This is a genomic window from Paenibacillus pinisoli (assembly GCF_003605435.1).
GTDB lineage: Bacteria > Bacillota > Bacilli > Paenibacillales > Paenibacillaceae > Pristimantibacillus > Pristimantibacillus pinisoli.
In genome coordinates this window covers 1,129,519-1,147,178 of sequence record NZ_QXQB01000001.1, presented here as the reverse complement: position 1 = coordinate 1,147,178, position 17,660 = coordinate 1,129,519, and the positions used below count along the sequence as shown (strand labels likewise).

At 53.7% G+C, this 17,660-nt stretch carries 16 protein-coding genes; all 16 read left to right on the top strand.

What is annotated here, in order from left to right; translation table 11 throughout:
- Window positions 1-32: 32 nt before the first annotated feature.
- The 16 genes from D3P09_RS05415 to D3P09_RS05340 all read left to right on the top strand — a co-directional run bounded on the left by D3P09_RS05415 (window position 33) and on the right by D3P09_RS05340 (window position 17,654).
- A complete protein-coding gene (locus tag D3P09_RS05415; protein ID WP_243643911.1) occupies window positions 33-1,262 on the top strand; it encodes an Rne/Rng family ribonuclease in 1,230 nt (409 codons plus the stop codon).
- 199 nt (window positions 1,263-1,461) lie between these two features.
- Window positions 1,462-1,773: a 50S ribosomal protein L21 gene (rplU, locus tag D3P09_RS05410; protein WP_120107828.1), complete on the top strand. Its 312-nt coding sequence runs from the start codon at window positions 1,462-1,464 to the stop codon at window positions 1,771-1,773.
- 13 nt (window positions 1,774-1,786) lie between these two features.
- Complete coding sequence (locus D3P09_RS05405) at window positions 1,787-2,122, top strand: ribosomal-processing cysteine protease Prp (protein ID WP_120107826.1); 336 nt, start codon at window positions 1,787-1,789, stop codon at window positions 2,120-2,122.
- A gap of 45 nt (window positions 2,123-2,167) precedes the next feature.
- A complete protein-coding gene (rpmA, locus tag D3P09_RS05400) occupies window positions 2,168-2,479 on the top strand; it encodes a 50S ribosomal protein L27 (protein WP_120107824.1) in 312 nt (103 codons plus the stop codon).
- A 196-nt stretch (window positions 2,480-2,675) separates the two neighbouring features.
- The gene (locus tag D3P09_RS05395) at window positions 2,676-3,413 is read left to right on the top strand and encodes a Spo0B domain-containing protein (RefSeq protein WP_120107823.1); all 738 of its coding nucleotides are present in this window, start codon (window positions 2,676-2,678) and stop codon (window positions 3,411-3,413) included.
- 13 nt (window positions 3,414-3,426) lie between these two features.
- Window positions 3,427-4,752 carry a GTPase ObgE gene (gene obgE, locus D3P09_RS05390; protein WP_120107821.1) on the top strand — a complete coding sequence of 442 codons (1,326 nt, stop codon included), beginning with the start codon at window positions 3,427-3,429 and terminating at the stop codon, window positions 4,750-4,752.
- 116 nt (window positions 4,753-4,868) lie between these two features.
- Window positions 4,869-5,306, top strand: a complete 438-nt coding sequence (locus D3P09_RS05385) for an ACT domain-containing protein (RefSeq protein WP_120107820.1) — start codon at window positions 4,869-4,871, stop codon at window positions 5,304-5,306.
- A gap of 25 nt (window positions 5,307-5,331) precedes the next feature.
- Window positions 5,332-6,618: a homoserine dehydrogenase gene (locus tag D3P09_RS05380; protein ID WP_120107818.1), complete on the top strand. Its 1,287-nt coding sequence runs from the start codon at window positions 5,332-5,334 to the stop codon at window positions 6,616-6,618.
- Between the two features lie 4 nt (window positions 6,619-6,622).
- Complete coding sequence (gene thrB / locus D3P09_RS05375) at window positions 6,623-7,624, top strand: homoserine kinase (protein WP_120107817.1); 1,002 nt, start codon at window positions 6,623-6,625, stop codon at window positions 7,622-7,624.
- Window positions 7,621-8,496: a prephenate dehydratase gene (gene pheA / locus D3P09_RS05370; RefSeq protein WP_120107815.1), complete on the top strand. Its 876-nt coding sequence runs from the start codon at window positions 7,621-7,623 to the stop codon at window positions 8,494-8,496. The genes thrB and pheA overlap by 4 nt, the downstream gene beginning before the upstream one ends.
- 1,188 nt (window positions 8,497-9,684) lie before the next feature.
- Window positions 9,685-12,288 (top strand): LysM peptidoglycan-binding domain-containing protein, encoded by a 2,604-nt coding sequence (locus tag D3P09_RS05365; RefSeq protein WP_120107813.1) that lies wholly within the window; start codon window positions 9,685-9,687, stop codon window positions 12,286-12,288.
- Between the two features lie 166 nt (window positions 12,289-12,454).
- On the top strand, window positions 12,455-13,138 hold the full coding sequence (locus D3P09_RS05360) for a BofC C-terminal domain-containing protein (protein ID WP_120107812.1): 684 nt from the start codon (window positions 12,455-12,457) through the stop codon (window positions 13,136-13,138).
- A 211-nt stretch (window positions 13,139-13,349) separates the two neighbouring features.
- Window positions 13,350-13,853 (top strand): crossover junction endodeoxyribonuclease RuvC, encoded by a 504-nt coding sequence (gene ruvC, locus D3P09_RS05355; protein ID WP_120107810.1) that lies wholly within the window; start codon window positions 13,350-13,352, stop codon window positions 13,851-13,853.
- A complete protein-coding gene (gene ruvA, locus D3P09_RS05350; RefSeq protein ID WP_120107809.1) occupies window positions 13,850-14,482 on the top strand; it encodes a Holliday junction branch migration protein RuvA in 633 nt (210 codons plus the stop codon). Before ruvC ends, ruvA begins: the two co-directional genes overlap by 4 nt.
- 22 nt (window positions 14,483-14,504) lie before the next feature.
- Window positions 14,505-15,509, top strand: coding sequence for a Holliday junction branch migration DNA helicase RuvB (gene ruvB / locus D3P09_RS05345; protein ID WP_120107807.1), 1,005 nt, complete (start codon window positions 14,505-14,507; stop codon window positions 15,507-15,509).
- 27 nt (window positions 15,510-15,536) lie between these two features.
- Entirely contained in the window at window positions 15,537-17,654 is a 2,118-nt protein-coding gene (locus tag D3P09_RS05340; RefSeq protein ID WP_120107806.1) for a SpoIID/LytB domain-containing protein, read from the top strand.
- Window positions 17,655-17,660 lie beyond the last annotated feature (6 nt).

The following is a 17,660-nucleotide window of genomic DNA, read 5'->3' as shown; positions in this document are numbered from 1 at the left end:
AGAGAAAAGGCTTGCTGGGAGGGACGGAATGGATGAAACAAATGCTGATGCATATTGAGGGGGATGCGCTGCAGACGGCTGTGCTCAGGGACGGCTGTCTGGACGAGTTTTTTATGGAGAGAACCGGCGGCGCCAGCCTTGTCGGCAATGTGTACAAGGGCAGAGTGGTTAATGTCCTGCCAGGCATGGAAGCGGCTTTCGTAGATATCGGCCTTGGCAAAAACGCTTTTTTGTACATAGATGATATGCTTCATCCGCATGCGGACAAGCAGCCAAAGCAGAAACCGGCGGTGGCCGATATTGCATGGCCAGGGCAGGAGCTTGTAGTGCAGGTCGTGAAGGACCCGCTTGGCGGCAAGGGAGCGCGCGTGACGACCCATTTCAATCTGGCGGGCAGATGGCTGGTCTACATGCCTAGTGCAGGCTATGTCGGAGTCTCCAAGCGGATCGGCAGCGAGGCGGAGCGGGAGCGCCTGCGCGTGCTTGGAGAGCGGCTGCGCCGCGATGACGAAGGCATCATTATGCGAACGGCTGCGGAGGGCGAAGCCGAGGAATCGCTGGATGCGGATGTGGGCAAGCTGCGCGATCTATGGCGGGCGGTGGAAGCAAGAGCGGCTGAGTCCAAGGCGCCAGCCATGCTGCATAGCGAAGCCGGTCTTATGCACCGCGTTGTGCGAGATTCGCTTATGCTGGATATCGATGAGGTATGGATCGACAGTCCGTCGCGGCTCGATGAAGCGAGCAGGCTGCTGAGGGATATGGCCCCTGTGATGAAGGAGCGGCTGCGTCTCTATACACCGGACGGAAATACGGGTGATCTGTTCCAATCATTCGGGGTTTCCGCTCAGATCGAGGAGGCATTCGGCAGACGAATTCCGATGAGAAACGGCGGCTACCTGATCTGGGAGGAGACGGAGGCGCTCACCGTTATTGATGTTAATACAGGGAAGTATACGGGAACGGATAATCTGGAGGATACCGTGTTCCGCACCAATCTGGAGGCGGCCGTCCTCATCTCCAGGCTGCTTCGCGTTCGGGATGTCGGGGGAATTGTCATTATTGATTTTATCGATATGCAGCAGGAAGACAGCAAGAGCAAAATTTTGAACAAGATGACAGAGGAAGCAAGGCGCGACGGCACCAAATGCACGATCGTCGGGTGGACTAGGCTGGGCCTGATGGAGCTGACGCGCAAGAAAGCTAGAGATAATGCGATCCGCCAGATAAACGGCGTATGCAAATCCTGCGGCCGCGGCAATTAAGTCTGGCAGGAAGCTTTCTTTCATCGAAGGAAATAGCTTGTAATAGATTTGCGGTTGTGATAAACTGTTTGGGTGTATGTTCCGTATCATCTGGTGCGAATGTACAGGTACCGCTCCGATTAGGTTCTAGAAGCGTGCAGGCTTCGGCTCTGCGCCACCGACATCAGGCGAGTCTTCGAAAATAAGGAGGTGCACCACAATGTTCGCAATTATCGAAACTGGCGGCAAGCAATACAAAGTTCAGGAAGGCGATGTAATCTACATCGAGAAACTGGACGGCAACGAAGGCGAAAACGTAACGTTCGATCGCGTTCTGGCCGTATCCGGCAAGGACGGATTGGTTGCTGGCGCTCCGGTTGTATCCGGCGCTACTGTAACTGGCAAAGTCGAGAAACACGGCAAAGGCCAAAAGATCACCGTTTACAAATACAAAGCCAAAAAGAACTACCGTCGTAAGCAAGGTCATCGTCAGCCTTACACGAAAGTAACGATCGAGAAAATCCAAGCGTAAGAGGATTGCTCCGATGATTAACGTTACATTCGTACGTAATGAGACTGACAGGCGCATCGTATCATTTGCGGTCGAAGGACATGCTAAATATGCGAAGCCCGGCAAGGACATTGTCTGTGCCGGCGTGTCGGCAGTATCGGTCGGCACGGTGAATGCGATTGAGACATTGGCGGGGATCGAGCTCCCGTGCACGATGAAGAACGGCTGGCTGTCGTCGGATATTCCGGTTCTGCCCGATGCGGAGGCGGATGCCCGCATGCAGCTGCTGCTTGAATCGATGGCGGTTATGCTCGAGACGATCGCTACATCATACGGCAAGCACGTCGTTATACAGGATCGGCTGCAATAAGCCGATCCACCTGCAAGGCAACAACTTAAGAAGGAGGGATACACCATGTTGAAACTGAATCTTCAGCTATTCGCTTCGAAGAAAGGTGTAGGTTCCACGAAGAACGGACGCGACTCCCGCTCCAAGCGCCTTGGCGCTAAGCGTGCTGACGGTCAAGTCGTGACTGGAGGAAGCATTCTGTTCCGTCAACGCGGAACGAAGATCCACCCAGGCACTAACGTGGGCATCGGCAAAGACGACACGCTGTACGCAAAAGTGGACGGCGTCGTGAAGTTCGAGCGCCTTGGACGCGATCGCAAAAAAGTGAGCGTATACCCTGTTGCTCAAGCTCCAGTAGCTGCGGCAGTAGAAGCTTAAGACAACAACGTAAACGGCTGGCGCCGTCTTCCGAGGCGGCGCAGCGTACGTTTTGCGGCGGAATAGACTATTCCGATCAAGCCCCGGCCGGCATTGCTAGGCACGGGGCTTTTGTCATTTAAAGAGATGACCGGGCTGGATAGCCATGGTATACTGGATGGGCTAGTACATTTAGGGTGAAGGTAGGTTCTTGCGAATGGGACGCTTTAGGACAGCGAAGCATTACGCGGCGGCATCCATCTTGCTGCCGGGAAGCGCCACATTGATCTGGACGGGCAAAGTATGGCTGACAGCCTTGTTCCTCATCTGGCTGGTCGCCAGCGCGGCGTACTGGATCCGCGAGGAACGCAAGGAACATCAGGAGCGGCTTGCAAGAACAATCGGAGCCATGCAGAATGCCAGTATTCGCACTTTGAACCATCACCGTCATGATTGGATGAACGACCTTCAGGTTCTCTTCGGCTATGCCAGAATGGGAAAGCTGGATAAGACGATCGGGTATGTGGAGAAAATAAGAGAAAGAATGGCTGCGGAAAGCGCCATTGCGAAGCTTGGTTCTCCATCGCTCATCAGCTTTATTCAATCTTTCAGGACGGTTACCAATTCGCTGACGCTGGAAGTGGATGTTAAGGGAGATCTTCAATTGAACGAGCTGTCTCTCGATGGCGAAGCTGTGGCGGAGACGATCATACATACGATTAACGCTTACCGGTTCGCGGTGAAGTCGGATAGCGCTGGTCTCTCTGTGCTTAGGCTGGAACTGAGCGCGGACGAGGATGCGCTGTATGCATCGTTCTATTATGAAGGCGAATTGATGAATGAACACCAATGGAGTCAAAAAATAAAACAGCAGCTGGAGGGTGCGCCGCTGAAGCCTGTCGGCTCCGTGCAGAACTTCTCCGAGATGCTGTTAAGGGCGGAAATGCGCGCCTGAACGGAGGCAAGACATGTTTGTCGATAAGGCAAAAATATTTGTAAAAGGCGGCGACGGCGGTGACGGTATCGTCTCGTTCCGTCGCGAGAAATATGTGGAGAACGGCGGTCCGGCCGGCGGCGACGGCGGTCATGGCGGCGACCTGATCTTCCGTGTAGACGAAGGCCTTCGCACACTGATGGATTTCCGGTATCAGAAGCATTTCAAAGCGCAGCGCGGAGAGCGCGGCAAGGTTAAAGGGATGCACGGGGCGAGTGCGGAGGACACCATTGTCCGTATTCCTCCGGGTACGGTCATTATTGACGATGATACTGGGGAGATCATTGCGGATTTGACGCGTCATGGGCAGCAGGTAGTCGTGGCGAAGGGCGGCCGCGGCGGCCGCGGCAATATCCGATTCGCAACGGCAACTAATCCGGCTCCTTATATCTCCGAGAACGGTGAGGAAGGCGAAGAGCGCTGGGTTGTGCTGGAGATGAAGGTAATGGCCGATGTCGGACTCGTCGGCTTTCCAAGCGTAGGCAAATCCACGCTGCTGTCGGTTGTCTCCGGCGCCAAGCCGAAGATCGGCGCGTACCACTTTACGACGATAACGCCGAATTTGGGCGTTGTCGATGTAGGCGACGGGCGCAGCTTTGTAATGGCGGATCTGCCGGGGCTGATCGAAGGCGCACATGAGGGCGTCGGACTGGGCCATGAATTCCTTCGCCATGTCGAGCGTACACGCGTGATTATCCATGTCATCGATATGGCTGCTTCCGAAGGACGCGATCCTTACGAAGACTGGCAGAAGATCAATTCGGAGCTGTCGCTGTACAATGAGAAGCTGGCAGAACGCCCGCAGATCATCGCGGCCAACAAAATGGACATGCCTGAGGCGGCTGAGCAGCTGGAGCTGTTCAAGCAGCAGCTGGAGGAGTCCGGCAGCGAACGGGTATACGAGATCGTGCCGATCTCATCCTTGACGAAGCAAGGCATTCAGGAGCTCTTGTACAAAGCGGCTGATATTCTGGATACGGTCGCTGTGCAAGCGGAAGTCGAAGAGGTCAAAGAGATCGAGGAACGCAAAGTATACAGCTACGAGAAGAAGGACGAAATTACGTTTACGATTCGTCGTGAAGATGAAGTGTTCGTGGTGGAGAGCGAAGGCATTGCCCGCATGATGAAGCGGATGAACCTGAACTCCTACGATGCGGTTATGCGCTTCGCCCGGATTATGCGGAAGCTCGGCGTTGACGAAGCGCTTCGCAAAGCGGGAGCGAAAGACGGCGATATGGTATCGGTAGCGGATTTTGCTTTTGAATTTTTTGAAGGCAGCGACTACAATCCATACGATTGATGAGAAGAGACGACGGGAGTCGTCTTTTTTTTTCTTTCCAGCCTATTGCCGCATCTTGCTTATTTCGATATAATGTCCACTATAGGTGTACAATTGTCTTTTTGAGGAGGACTGGGATGGCTGATCGCTATTATGTCGTTCGGGAGGATATATTGCCGGAAGCGATACAGAAAACCATACTGGTGAAGTCGCTCCTCAGCAGCGGGAGCGCGGCGACCGTACACGAGGCCGTAGAGCGAGCCGGCCTTAGCCGAAGCGCCTTCTATAAGTACAAGGACGGCGTGTACGAGTTGAATGAAATTACGCAAGAGCGGATTATTACCGTCTCCATGGATTTGGAGCATCGGGCTGGGGTATTGTCGAGCGTGCTTGCGCTGGTAGCCAGCCAGGAAGGCAACGTACTGACGATGAATCAGAGCATACCTTTGCAGGGATTTGCTAACGTAGTGCTATCTATCGATGTCTCTCAGGTCGCAGGTGACGCAACAGAACTGATGGAGCTGCTTCGCCGCCAACCAGGCGTGCGCAAGGCATCCATCATCGGACGAGGATAAATAACGAAAGCAACGGAGGGAATATATGAAGCCGGTTAAAGTGGGTTTGTTGGGTCTAGGTACAGTCGGGACAGGCGTTGTGCGCATCGTGGAGGCGCATCAAGAGGATTTGCAAAGTCAAGCAGGGTCTTCCATCGTAATTGAAAAGGTGCTTGTGCAGAACAAGAGCAAGTCGCGTAACATCTCGATTGCACAGGATAAGTTGACAGAAGATCCGTGGGAGGTAATCCGTCATCCGGAAATCGATGTGATCGTTGAAGTGATGGGCGGCATCGGGCATACGAAGGAGTACATTCTTGAGGCGCTTTCGCTGGGCAAGCATGTGGTGACGGCGAACAAGGATTTGATGGCGCTGCATGGACCGGAGATTTTGGCCAAGGCTAAGGAGAACCGCTGCGATGTGCTGTATGAGGCGAGCGTAGCGGGCGGTATTCCGATCCTGCGTACGCTGGTGGAAGGCTTCTCTTCCGACCGCATCACGAAGATTATGGGTATCGTGAACGGAACAACAAACTATATTTTGACGAAAATGAGCCAAGAAGGCGCAGCTTACGCCGATGTGCTGAAGGAAGCGCAGGCGCTTGGATATGCTGAAGCCGATCCGACTTCCGACGTTGAGGGTCTGGACGCAGCCCGCAAGATGACGATTCTGGCGACGCTGGGCTTCCGTACCAACGTGAACCTTGAGGATGTGTCGGCGAAAGGCATCTCCGCAGTCAGCAAAGAAGATATCCTGTACGCGAAGCGTCTGGGCTACGAGCTTAAGCTGCTTGGCATCGCGGAGCGGCAAGACGATCTGATCAGCATCAGCGTGCAGCCGACTATGGTGAAGCATTCGCATCCGATCGCTTCAGTGAACGGTGTGTTCAACGCCGTATATGTGTATGGCGAGGCAGTTGGCGAGACGATGTTCTATGGCGCGGGAGCGGGCGAGCTGCCAACGGCGACTTCGATCGTTGCGGACTTGGTTGCTGTTGTGAAAAACCTGAAACTGGGCGTGAACGGCAAGCAAAGCGGCATCGCTTATAAGGAAACAAAGCTGAAGACTGACGAACAGATTTCTTCGAAGTACTTCTTGCTGCTTCATGTAGCTGACCGTGCGGGCGTGCTTGCGCGCATTACGCAAGTGTTCGCGGAAGCCGAAGTGAGCCTGGAGTCTGTGCTGCAGCAGCCGAACCCGACAAATCCGGAAGCCGAAATTATTATCATTACGCATGATGCGAGCAAAGCCGCAATCCAGAAGGTGCTTCATACGTTCGAATCGCTGGATGTTGTCCATAAAGTGAAGAGCGTGTACAGGGTGGAAGGATAAGCGGATGAAGGATCGCAAAGCAATCGTAAAAGTACCTGCAAGCACAGCCAACCTGGGACCGGGCTTCGATACGCTTGGCATGGCGCTGAGCCTGTATGCATGGATTGAAATGTCGGAGTCCAAAACGGGCGAGACAACATTCGAATATTATGGCGACGGAATGGATGGCTTGCCTAAAGATAAATCCAATCTGCTCTATAAGGTAGCACAGCTGGTCTTCAACGAAGCAGGCGTAGAAGTGCCTGAGCTGCATATTGCGATGTACAGCGACATTCCGCTTGCGCGCGGACTCGGCAGCAGCGCTTCCGCGATCGTCGGCGCGCTCGTCGCAGCCAATGCGCTAATTGGCAGTCCGCTTAGCGACGATAAGCTGTTCCAACTGGCGACGGAGCTGGAAGGGCATCCCGACAATGTCGGCGCTTCGCTATTCGGCGGCATTGTCGTATCCGCTTGGGACGGATCAGCGGCGCAGCATGTGCGGATTGAGCCGAATGAGCGGCTGCAGACGCTGGTCGCCATCCCTGCGTTCCATTTGGAGACGGAGAAGGCGCGTCATGCGCTGCCTTCTGGGATCGCAATGGCCGATGCCGTCTTTAACGTCGGCCGCAGCTCGCTGCTTGTTGCGGCGCTGGCCAGCGGCGAGCTCGGCTTGATCCGCCATGCGATGCAGGATCGGCTGCACCAGCCTTACCGTGCAGCGCTAATTCCTGGCATGGCGGAGATTTTGGAGCGTGCCGTCGACTTTGGCGCGCTGGGCGCGGCGCTTAGCGGAGCGGGGCCGACGCTGATCGCATTTGTTGATGCGAACAGCCCGGATAAGGCGACGCTTGAGCAATTTTTGAAAGGGACGCTGGCGAAGGAAGGCATCGAGGCAGAGACGCTTTGGCTTGCGCCTTGCACGAGCGGTCCCGTTGTGACAGTCGAAGAAGGCCCTATTGGCGGCGGAGCGGGATCGACAGTTTCTATTACGCTGCTGGACCGGATTAAAGGAGAAGTAAAAGCATGAAGACAATAGCTTTGTTGCCGGCCGGCTCCGTATCGGATGAAGCGGCCAAGCATTTGTTTGCCGGTGAAGACCGGATGGAGTGGAAGTATCATCGCCTTATTGCGGATGTATTCAACTCCACGGTCAACGGCATTAGCGATTATAGTGTCATCCCTATCGAAAACACAATTGAAGGCTCTGTAAGCCTCCATATGGATTGGCTGGTGCATGAGGTAGATCTGCCTATGCAGGCGGAATGGGTGTACCCGTCCATCCAGAACCTGATCAGCAGACGGTCAGAGCTGCAGAACGATGCGGGGGAGCTGGACTTCTCCCGGATCAAAAAAGTAATCAGCCACCCTGTCGCCATGGCTCAATGCCTCCAGTATCTAAGAGAGCATATGCCTAACGTGGAGACGGAGCATGTGAGCAGCACAGCTGAGGCGGTCCGCATCGTGCGTGACCATCCCGGTGAAGGCATTGCGGCAATCGGCACTCGCATTGCCGCTGCCAACAACGGTCTCGATCTGCTTGCGACAGAGATTACCGATCACGACAACAACTATACGCGCTTTATGCTGGTCGGCACCGAGCCATATACGGCCCGCAAGTCGGACCGCATCAAGACCAGCATACTGGTGACGCTGCCCGAGGATTATCCGGGCGCGCTGCATCAAGTATTGTCCGCCTTCGCATGGCGGAGAATCAACTTGTCGCGGATTGAATCCCGCCCTACGAAGAAGAAGCTGGGCAACTACTACTTCTATATCGAGATCGAGATGTCGCTTGATTCGGTTCTGCTGCCTGCGGCGCTGGAAGAGATTGAAGCGATTGGCTGTTCGATTCGAGTTCTGGGATGCTACCCGAGCTTTTCGTATGAGCAATTGCTTTAATTTACGATAGTTCACTTTTGCGGAGGTGCATCGCCGTGCGCGAGGTAGCCGGCCGCAAGATGTATTCCTGACAAGCCGGTCTAATTACAACCGTCTGCTGCAGAAGTTCCGCAGCATCGTCACTGTAGACGGTGTGAAGGTCTTCGAGTAGGCTGGGCATGGTATTAGGTAACAATCAACCCTTTGATTGTATGTAGAGATGTTTGTGCGAGGCACAAACTATCGGCATGCGGCGAAGGGTTGTTTTTTGTAATGGGTACAGTTCTCATTTTGTCGAACTTGGTCATCTAACGATGTCATGCAATGCTAGAGCGGAAAAAACTGTGAGTTCGGCGAATTAGCGGTGTAAGGCGTGGTTACAACTCGTATTTCGCTGATTTTGGTCTTCTAACGTTGTCACGCAACGCTAGAGCGAGAATAACTGTGAGTTCGGCGAATTAGCGGTGTAAGGCGCGGTTACAGCTCGTATTTCGCTGATTTTAGTCTTCTAACGTTGTCACGCAACGCTAGAGCGGAAATAACTGTGAGTTCGGCGAATTAACGGTGTAAGGCGCGACTACAGCTCGTATTTCGCTGATTTTGGTCATCTAACGATGTCACGCAACGCTAGAGCGGAAATAACTGTGACTGCGGTAAATTAACGGTGTAAGGCGTGGTTACAACTCGTATTTCGCTGATTTTGGTCTTCTAACGTTGTCACGCAACGCTAGAGCGGAAAAAACTGTGACTGCGGCGAATTAGCGGTGTAAGGCGTGGTTACAACTCGTATTTCGCTGAATTTGGTCTTCTAACGTTGTCAGGCAACGCTAGAGCGAGAATAACTGTGAGTTCGGCGAATTAGCTGTGTAAGGCGCGGTTACAGCTCGTATTTCGCTGAATTTGGCCGCCGTCTAACGTTATTCGCACTGTTAATGGAACTCTGACCGCGAAATAAGCAATATCCCCTGTACTTTGAGCTTTAAGTCGGCTTAACCGGCACACTACCCCTCGCACTCACAAACTAGTACCTCATCTCCCGCCTGCTTGTTCTCGTCCAATTGCTCAGCACCCATGTGCAACTATTAGTCGAGTGACTAATTTTTTCAAGAAAGTGGAGACACCAGCCCATGATCTGCATAGGATGTAGAGATTGATAACGGGCATTAGCCTTGCCAAGTTATTCAGAACGTGACAGGAGGTCATCGGCGAGTGAGAATCCATATTGTCAAAAGTGGCGATACCTTATACTTTATCGGTCAGAAGTATAATGTGCCGCTCGAGGAAATTTTGAAGCTCAATCCGGGCATTACGAATCCTGATGTGCTGGAAGTTGGAACAAAGCTAAAGATTCCATCGACCCCTACTGCACAGAATGGAGTGAATGGAATGGAGATTATGCATCAGCATATCGTCAAACAAGGGGATACGCTTTGGAAGCTGTCCAAAGCCTGGGGAGTTCCGCTGGCCACAATGATTCATGCGAACCCTCATCTCAAAAACCCTAATGTGCTTCTGACAGGAGAAGTTGTAAACATACCTAAAGCCGATGCGCAAGTACCGCCGACCGTAACTCAACAAAACATGGGCGGCAAAACATCTACGCATCCGCTGCATCCTTCATCGATCAAGCAAGGTGTTCAGGGCATAGTTGGCAAATTGTCCACTGCCCCGTCGGTGGTTGGAAAAACTTTTACAGGTCTTGTGACGGAGAAGAAAAACACTGCTCCTGTCACGGAGAAAAAACCGACCGCGCCAATTGTGTCCCCAGTTCCGCCTGCACCAGCACCGAAGCCGCCTACAGCTAAGGTAGAACCTCTTGCGGAGAAAAAGGTTGAGCCATTAGCTGAAAAGAAAGTCGAACCTCTAGCCGAAAAGAAAGTTGAGCCGCTTGCAAAAAAAGTAGAGCCGTTAGCCGAAAAGAAAGTTGAGCCGCTTGCGAAAAAAGTAGAGCCGTTAGCCGAGAAGAAAATTGAACCGCTTGCGAAAAAAGTAGAACCGCTCGCCACTAAAGTAGAGCCTCTGGCATCTAAGAAAGTCGAGCCGCTAGCCAAGAAGCAAGAGCCGTTATCTACCGGAAAAACCTTGCCGCTATCATCAAATGTAAGCCCATTAGCTGAAAATAATGTTGCGCCTCTTGCGAATAGCAATGTAGGTCCATTGGCAAACAGCAATGTAGGTCCATTTGCGAATAGCAATGTAGGTCCGCTAGCAAACAGCAATATTGCTCCGTTTGCGAATAGCAATATCAGTCCATTGGCGAACAGCAATATTACTCCGCTTGCGAACAGCAATATCGGCCCATTGGCGAACAGCAATATTGCTCCGCTTGCGAACAGCAATATTGGCCCGCTAGCATCAAACGCAGCTCCTTTGGCAACAGGAAAAACACTTCCGTTAGCGTCCAAAGCTGCTCCGCTGGGTACAGGCAAAGTAGCGCCATTATCCTCGAACGCAGCGCCGCTGTCCATGGGTAATGCAGGCCCGCTGTCGTCGAACAACTACGCGCCAATGTCGATGGGCAACGTTGGCCCGCTGTCGTCGAACAACTATGCGCCAATGCCGATGGGCAACGTTGGCCCGCTGTCGTCGAACAACTACGCGCCAATGTCGATGGGCAACGTTGGCCCGCTGTCGTCGAACAACTATGCGCCAATGCCGATGGGCAACGTTGGCCCGCTGTCGTCGAACAACTATGCGCCAATGTCGATGGGCAATGTAGGTCCGCTGTCGTCGAACAACATCGCGCCGCTGTCTACGGGCAATGTAGGTCCGCTGTCGTCGAATAACATCGCGCCACTGTCTACGGGCAATGTAGGTCCGCTGTCGTCGAACAACATCGCGCCGCTGTCCACGGGCAATGTAGGTCCGCTGTCGTCGAACAACATTGCGCCACTCGCTACAGGTAATATTGGTCCATTGGCATCCAATGCAGGGCCGAATGAGAACATTGCGCCGTTGTCCAGTGAACCAGCGACGAAAGTGAAGCCGTACGCCGGCAAAAAACCGCTGCCTATTGAAAAGCCGATTGAGAAAAAAATTCAAGCATCCAATTCAGAGTATATGGAAAGCATCGACTTGTTCCATCAATACGGCATGCCATCTTCCGACGTTATGTCGCTTTATGACCTTCCAAATTATCCGGAGGCCAATGCCCCCAATATTCAACCTTACGGCATGCCAAACAGTGTAATGCCATACAGCGCCAATGCCGAGCCTAATCTGGCGCCATATTCGGAGACTCCTTCCATGTATCCGTACGATTGTCCGCCGGGAACGTTTATGTCCAACTATGCGAATCCATCCATTATGCCGTATGGGGCCGGACCAGACTGGGGCTATGGCGGGAATCCCTCCTACCATGGCATGGGGGAAAATACGGCTGTTTCACCAGCCAATATCGGGCCTAACATGGGGATGATCTCGCCGCTTTCGAATGCGCCGAACCCAGGTATGATCTCGCCATATGCCAATTCCCACAGTATGTCGGGCTTATCGGCGATGTATCCGCCGCCGGGATATGAAGGATATCCGAACGGCTATCCTAACAGCAACCCGAACGCATACCTGAATAGCTATCCTACCGGCTACCCGTATCCAGGCTGGGCCAATAATGCGGCTCCTGTCTCGCCGGCAAGCAAGGGGAAAGACGACTGCGGCTGCGGAGGGAAGCGGGAGGATGAGCTGACTGGCACGTCCGGCACGGCAAAATCTTCAAAGCCCCGCAAAAAGGGCAAGAAAGCAGTTATTCGCACGGTAGCGCCCAGCACGAAGAAAAAGAGAAACAACGGCAGCCGTCCTTGGCTGAACCGCTGACAGCATGCTCAGTTAACGTCATAATGACAATTGCATAACGGAAAAAAAGCCATGCCGACTGCGCAATGTTGCGAAACGGCGTGGCTTTTTTGTCCATTGGAACATCTTGAATAATTATACAGCTTTGGAGCAGACTATCGTAAAACGAAACAAAGGGGGCTTCCTCATGATGACATTCAGCCTGTGGAAGCAATTGAAACGAAGGCTTCGCAGAAATCGCAGACCGCTTTGGACATTAGGCGGGGTCGCATGCATCGTATGCTTTGCATCAATGGCTGTATCGTCTGGAACGGCGTATGCAGCGGACAAAGGATGGGGGATGCCGCAAGAGGAACAGGACATCGCCATGAAATCGGCACAGATGAACATCGGGCCATCCATCATACCGTATTTGAAGAATAAGAAAGAAGCCATGCCGGTTGTTCTGCAGCGTGTCTATGTATGCGGGGAAGAAATGGAGTCGCTTGGACGTATGGGCAGCCATGAGGTTGTGATGCTGCTGTCCGAACATCCGGAATTCACCGCAACCATGCACAGCGATCAAGAAACGGTGGTGATGGTGCAGCGTATCGAGGACATATCGGACTATTGCAGGGAGCATGCTCACTTTGGCGTGGATAAGCGCGGCAACTTCTCATTGTTCGATGGAGCGCCAAGAGAAGAGAAGGTCATGCGCACGTTCTTCCAGCTGGACATTCGCTATATGGAAAGCAGCTTGCCGCAGCGGCAGCTGGAGTTGCTCAATGAAGGCATTAAGGTGAAGGATATCGACGAGTACAACAGTGTATTGTCCACCTTCAGCGACTATGCCGTGCAGCGAGATGAAAAGGCAATGAAACAAGCCTATTAATAAATAAGTTTATCGAAAAGGGCTGACGCCGCTTTAAACACCTCTCTTCCATTATGTGAAGGGAGGTTTTTTTGCGGTCTAAAAGGGGGGCGGTATCTGCATGCGGCACCTTTCTGTCGAAACATCAAACGTTCGTTCTCATTGGCGGCAGTTTTTGCTATAATGATAGACAGGTCTAATTTTGTTGATAGGCGGATAGGGAGTTGGGGAATTGCGCGTTTTAGGAATTGACCCGGGCATTGCGATTGCGGGTTTCGGGTTTATAGACAAGGCGGGACATAAGCTGACGCCGGTTCAGTACGGCGCGATCACGACAGAAGCGCATACGCCCCAAGAGGAACGGCTCGTTCAAATCTATGAATCTGCCAGCGCGCTGATGGACAGATACAAGCCGGATGCAGTTGCGGTAGAGAAGCTGTTTTTTAACCGTAATGTGACTACGGCCTTTGCGGTCGGCCAAGCGCGTGGCGTCATTATATTAGCGGCAGCGCAGCGGGGATTGCCGGTTGCGGAATATACGCCGCTGCAAGTCAAGCAGTCGGTCGTCGGTTATGGCAAGGCGGAGAAGCGGCAGGTGCAGGAGATGGTGAAAATGTTCCTTAAGCTGTCGGCCATTCCGAAGCCTGATGACGTAGCGGATGCGCTCGCCGTGGCGATCTGCCATGCGCATTCTGCGGTGATGACACAGAAAATAAACGAGGTGAAGCGGACGTGATCGATTATTTGCGCGGGCCGGTTGTACATATTGAAACCGAATATATTGTTATGGATGTCAGAGATATCGGATACCGTGTGTTTGTTCCGAATCCTTACGCCTTTGCGGCCAAGGAAGAGGCTGTAACGGTCTTCATCCACCATCATGTGCGCGAGGACGCTATTCTGCTGTTCGGCTTCGAGTCCAGGGAGCAGCAGACGCTGTTCCGCAAGCTGCTAGACGTATCGGGCATCGGGCCTAGAGTGGCGCTCGGCGTGTTGTCTGCGGGCAAGCCGGAGTCCGTCGTATCGGCTATTCAGCAGGAGAATATCGGCTTGCTGACCAAGCTGCCGGGCATCGGCAAGAAGACTGCGCAGCGTATGATTCTGGATCTGAAGGACAAGTTGTTTTTTGCTGTACCGGAGGGCGGCTTGCTTACAGCCGCCGGCTTCGGGGCTGAGCTTGCCGGCGATGCGGACGGCCAAGGAGCGGGGACGGCGTGGAAGGAAGCGCGCGAAGGATTGGCAGCGCTCGGCTATACAGCCGCAGAGCTGGATAAGGCTTGGAACGGGCTGAAGGACAGCGTGAAAGCAGACGAAACCGTCGATTCGCTGATGAAGCGGGCCCTGCAGCAGCTGTTCAAGGGGTAACGGAAGGAGGTAGCAGCAAGCAATGGATGATCGATTAATTTCCGCCAACCTGATGATGGAAGACCAAGCCGTCGAGCTAAGCTTAAGGCCGCGGTATTTGGCCGAATATATCGGGCAGACGAAGGTCAAGGAAAACTTGACGATTTATATTGAAGCCGCGAAGATGCGGAAGGAAGCGCTGGATCATGTCCTGCTGTATGGACCGCCGGGACTCGGCAAGACGACGCTTTCGAATATTATCGCGAATGAATTAGGGGTCAATCTCAGGACAACGTCCGGTCCTGCAATCGAGAGGCCAGGCGATCTGGCGGCTCTGCTGACGAATCTGCAGGAGGGGGATGTCCTGTTCATCGATGAGATTCATCGCTTGCACCGGACCGTAGAGGAAGTGCTTTATCCCGCTATGGAGGATTTTGCGCTGGATATTATGATCGGCAAAGGCCCGAGCGCTCGCTCCGTGCGGCTTGATCTGCCGCCGTTCACGCTCATTGGCGCTACGACGAGAGCGGGACTCCTGTCTGCCCCTCTGCGGGATAGATTCGGAGTTGTAAGCCGCCTGGAGTTTTATACGGTGGACGAGCTGGCATTTATCGTATCGCGCGCGTCTGAAATTTTGGACGTCACGATCGTTGGAGAAGCGGCGGCAGAGATTGCGATGCGCTCCAGAGGAACGCCGCGGATCGCGAACCGGCTGCTGAAGCGGGTCAGAGACTTTGCACAGGTGAGGGGAGACGGCGTCATTACGCATGACATCGCCCGCTCTGCGCTGGAGTTGCTGCAAGTCGACCCTATGGGCCTGGATCATATCGATCATAAGATGCTCCATGCCATGATGACGACATTCTCCGGCCGCCCGGTCGGACTGGATACCATTGCAGCGACCATCGGGGAAGAAAGCCAAACCATCGAAGATGTGTACGAGCCGTATTTGATGCAAATCGGATTCCTGCAGCGTACGCCGAGAGGAAGAATTGCAACGGACAGCGCTTATGCCCACTTGGGCTTGCCTATTCCGAAACGAAATTAATAGTGTGAGAAGAGAGAGGAGAACAGAATGACGTTCAAAGCATCTTGGAAAAGACTGTCTCTGTCGATTGCGGCCCTGCTGGTGCTGGTGTCGACGTTGTCGGTTCAGCCTTCGCGAGCAGCCGTTCCGGCGCTCGATACGATCAGGGTAGCGATGTTCCTTCAATTGCCTGGCAAATATGAATCGCTTACAGCTGCGGCCACTTTGCAGTCCGCAGGGGGAATCAAGATTGGCACGCGAGGACCTGCGGGCACTAGTGAATGGTTCACCGTCGAGGCGAATAGAAGTGTTCGCTTTGCCGTTGACGATTACAAGGTCAAGCTGATCGAGACTGCGAATTTTGCGAATGCATGGTCTGTCTATCAGCATGTCCAATCCGCAAGAGGAATGGGCTATATCTCGTCGGTATCGAAAAACGGCGGCACGCTGTACCAAGTATTCGAAGGAACATATGGCTCAGCGCAAGAATCTGCAGCAGCGCTAGGGCGCTGGAATGCGGATGCGAAGCTGACCGGCCTGCTGGGCGGCTTCAAGCCGGCGCAGCACGGTCCGCTGCGGCTGGAATCGCCTGCTCTGGAGAGCAAGGCGGCCGCGCAAACGCTGGCCGCTTCCATTGGAGGAGCCGGACTGGATGCGTACGTAGCAGTGAGAGCCGGCGCTAAAGGCGCTGTCTACTCCGTCATGGTCGGCGGAGCATCTACAGCGGATGAGCTAAAGACCCTTCAGGCGGCTGCTGCCAAGGCGCCAAGCGGGGCATCCTTGAAGCCTGCCGATACGGCTTCGCCATATCTGTTGATTCGCGCCGATCATGGAGTCAGCGGCAAGGCGGATTCCGCTCTTGAGCTCTATGCCTTCCCGGCTGGCGATATGAAAGTTTGGGCGGCTCCCGGCGGCGCGCAGCCGATCGGGCTGACAGAGCGCAGCAACCGGACGTACCGCGGAAGCTTCGAGCTTAGCGCGTTCAACGGCAAGCTGGCTGTCATCAATGAGCTTCCATTTGAACAATACCTGTATTCCGTAGTGGCGGTGGAGATGTATACGTCCTGGCCGATTGAAGCGTTGAAGGCGCAGGCGGTAGCGGCTAGATCCTATGCTCTGAACAAAGGCTTCGGCTTCCAGATTGCCCATGTCGTCGATACGACCTTAAGCCAGGCTTATTATGGAACGGGCGTGGAGAAGTCTTCGTCTACGGAAGCGGTTGAAGCAACGAAAGGCGAGGTAGCGCTTTATAACGGCAAAGTGATTGAAACGGTATATTCCTCCAACGGGGGCGGAATGACGGCAGATGCGCGGGATGTATGGAAGAACGAGATTCCATATTTGCAATCCGTGCCAAGCCCGGATTCCTCGGCAGAAGCAGGCTTGCAAAGCTGGTACCGCGTCGTCCTTCCTAGCGGCCTCGTCGGATACGTCCGTGAGGATTTGGTGAAGGATACCGGTCAGAAGACCGCTGCCGGCAGCCGCATTCTGGAGATGACTACAGACGGCACTAACATTCGCCGCCATCCGGCTATTCAGGACGCCATCCCGGTCATAGCTCAAGTGCAGCGAGGATCAAGAGTCATCGAGCTGGAGAAGGTTATCCAATCCAATCCGATGAACTGGGTCAGAGGCCCGTTCACTGGTGATGAGCTGCTGAAGGCGATCAATGCCCGCGTAAATCCAAAACTGACAGGCACAGTAACCTCAGTAGAGGTCAGCGCGCGCGGCATATCCGGCCGCGCGACCGAGATGTCTGTGAACGGCACCAAAGTGGTACTGTCCTCGCCAGACTCTATTCGTTCGACCTTCGGCGTAGGGGAGTCGCTGCCAAGCACCCTGTTCAATGTGGAGGAGACAGGCAAGGTCGTCGTGCAAGGAGCAGGCGGCGCGCAATCGACCAAAACGGATGGTCAGCGACCTTTGTACGTTATGGGTGCGGACGGCAAATCCACTTCTTATACCCAGAATTATATGTATGTATTGGACGGCGACGGAGACATTCGCGCAGCGACCAAAGATCCGGCATTCAGCTTTGCCGGCACAGGCTTCGGCCACGGTGTAGGGATGTCGCAATACGGCGCTCTAAGTCTTGCCCAGCAAGGGTATGACTATCAATATATATTGAAATACTATTATAAGGGCATTACGATAGCCAAGGAATGAAGGTTA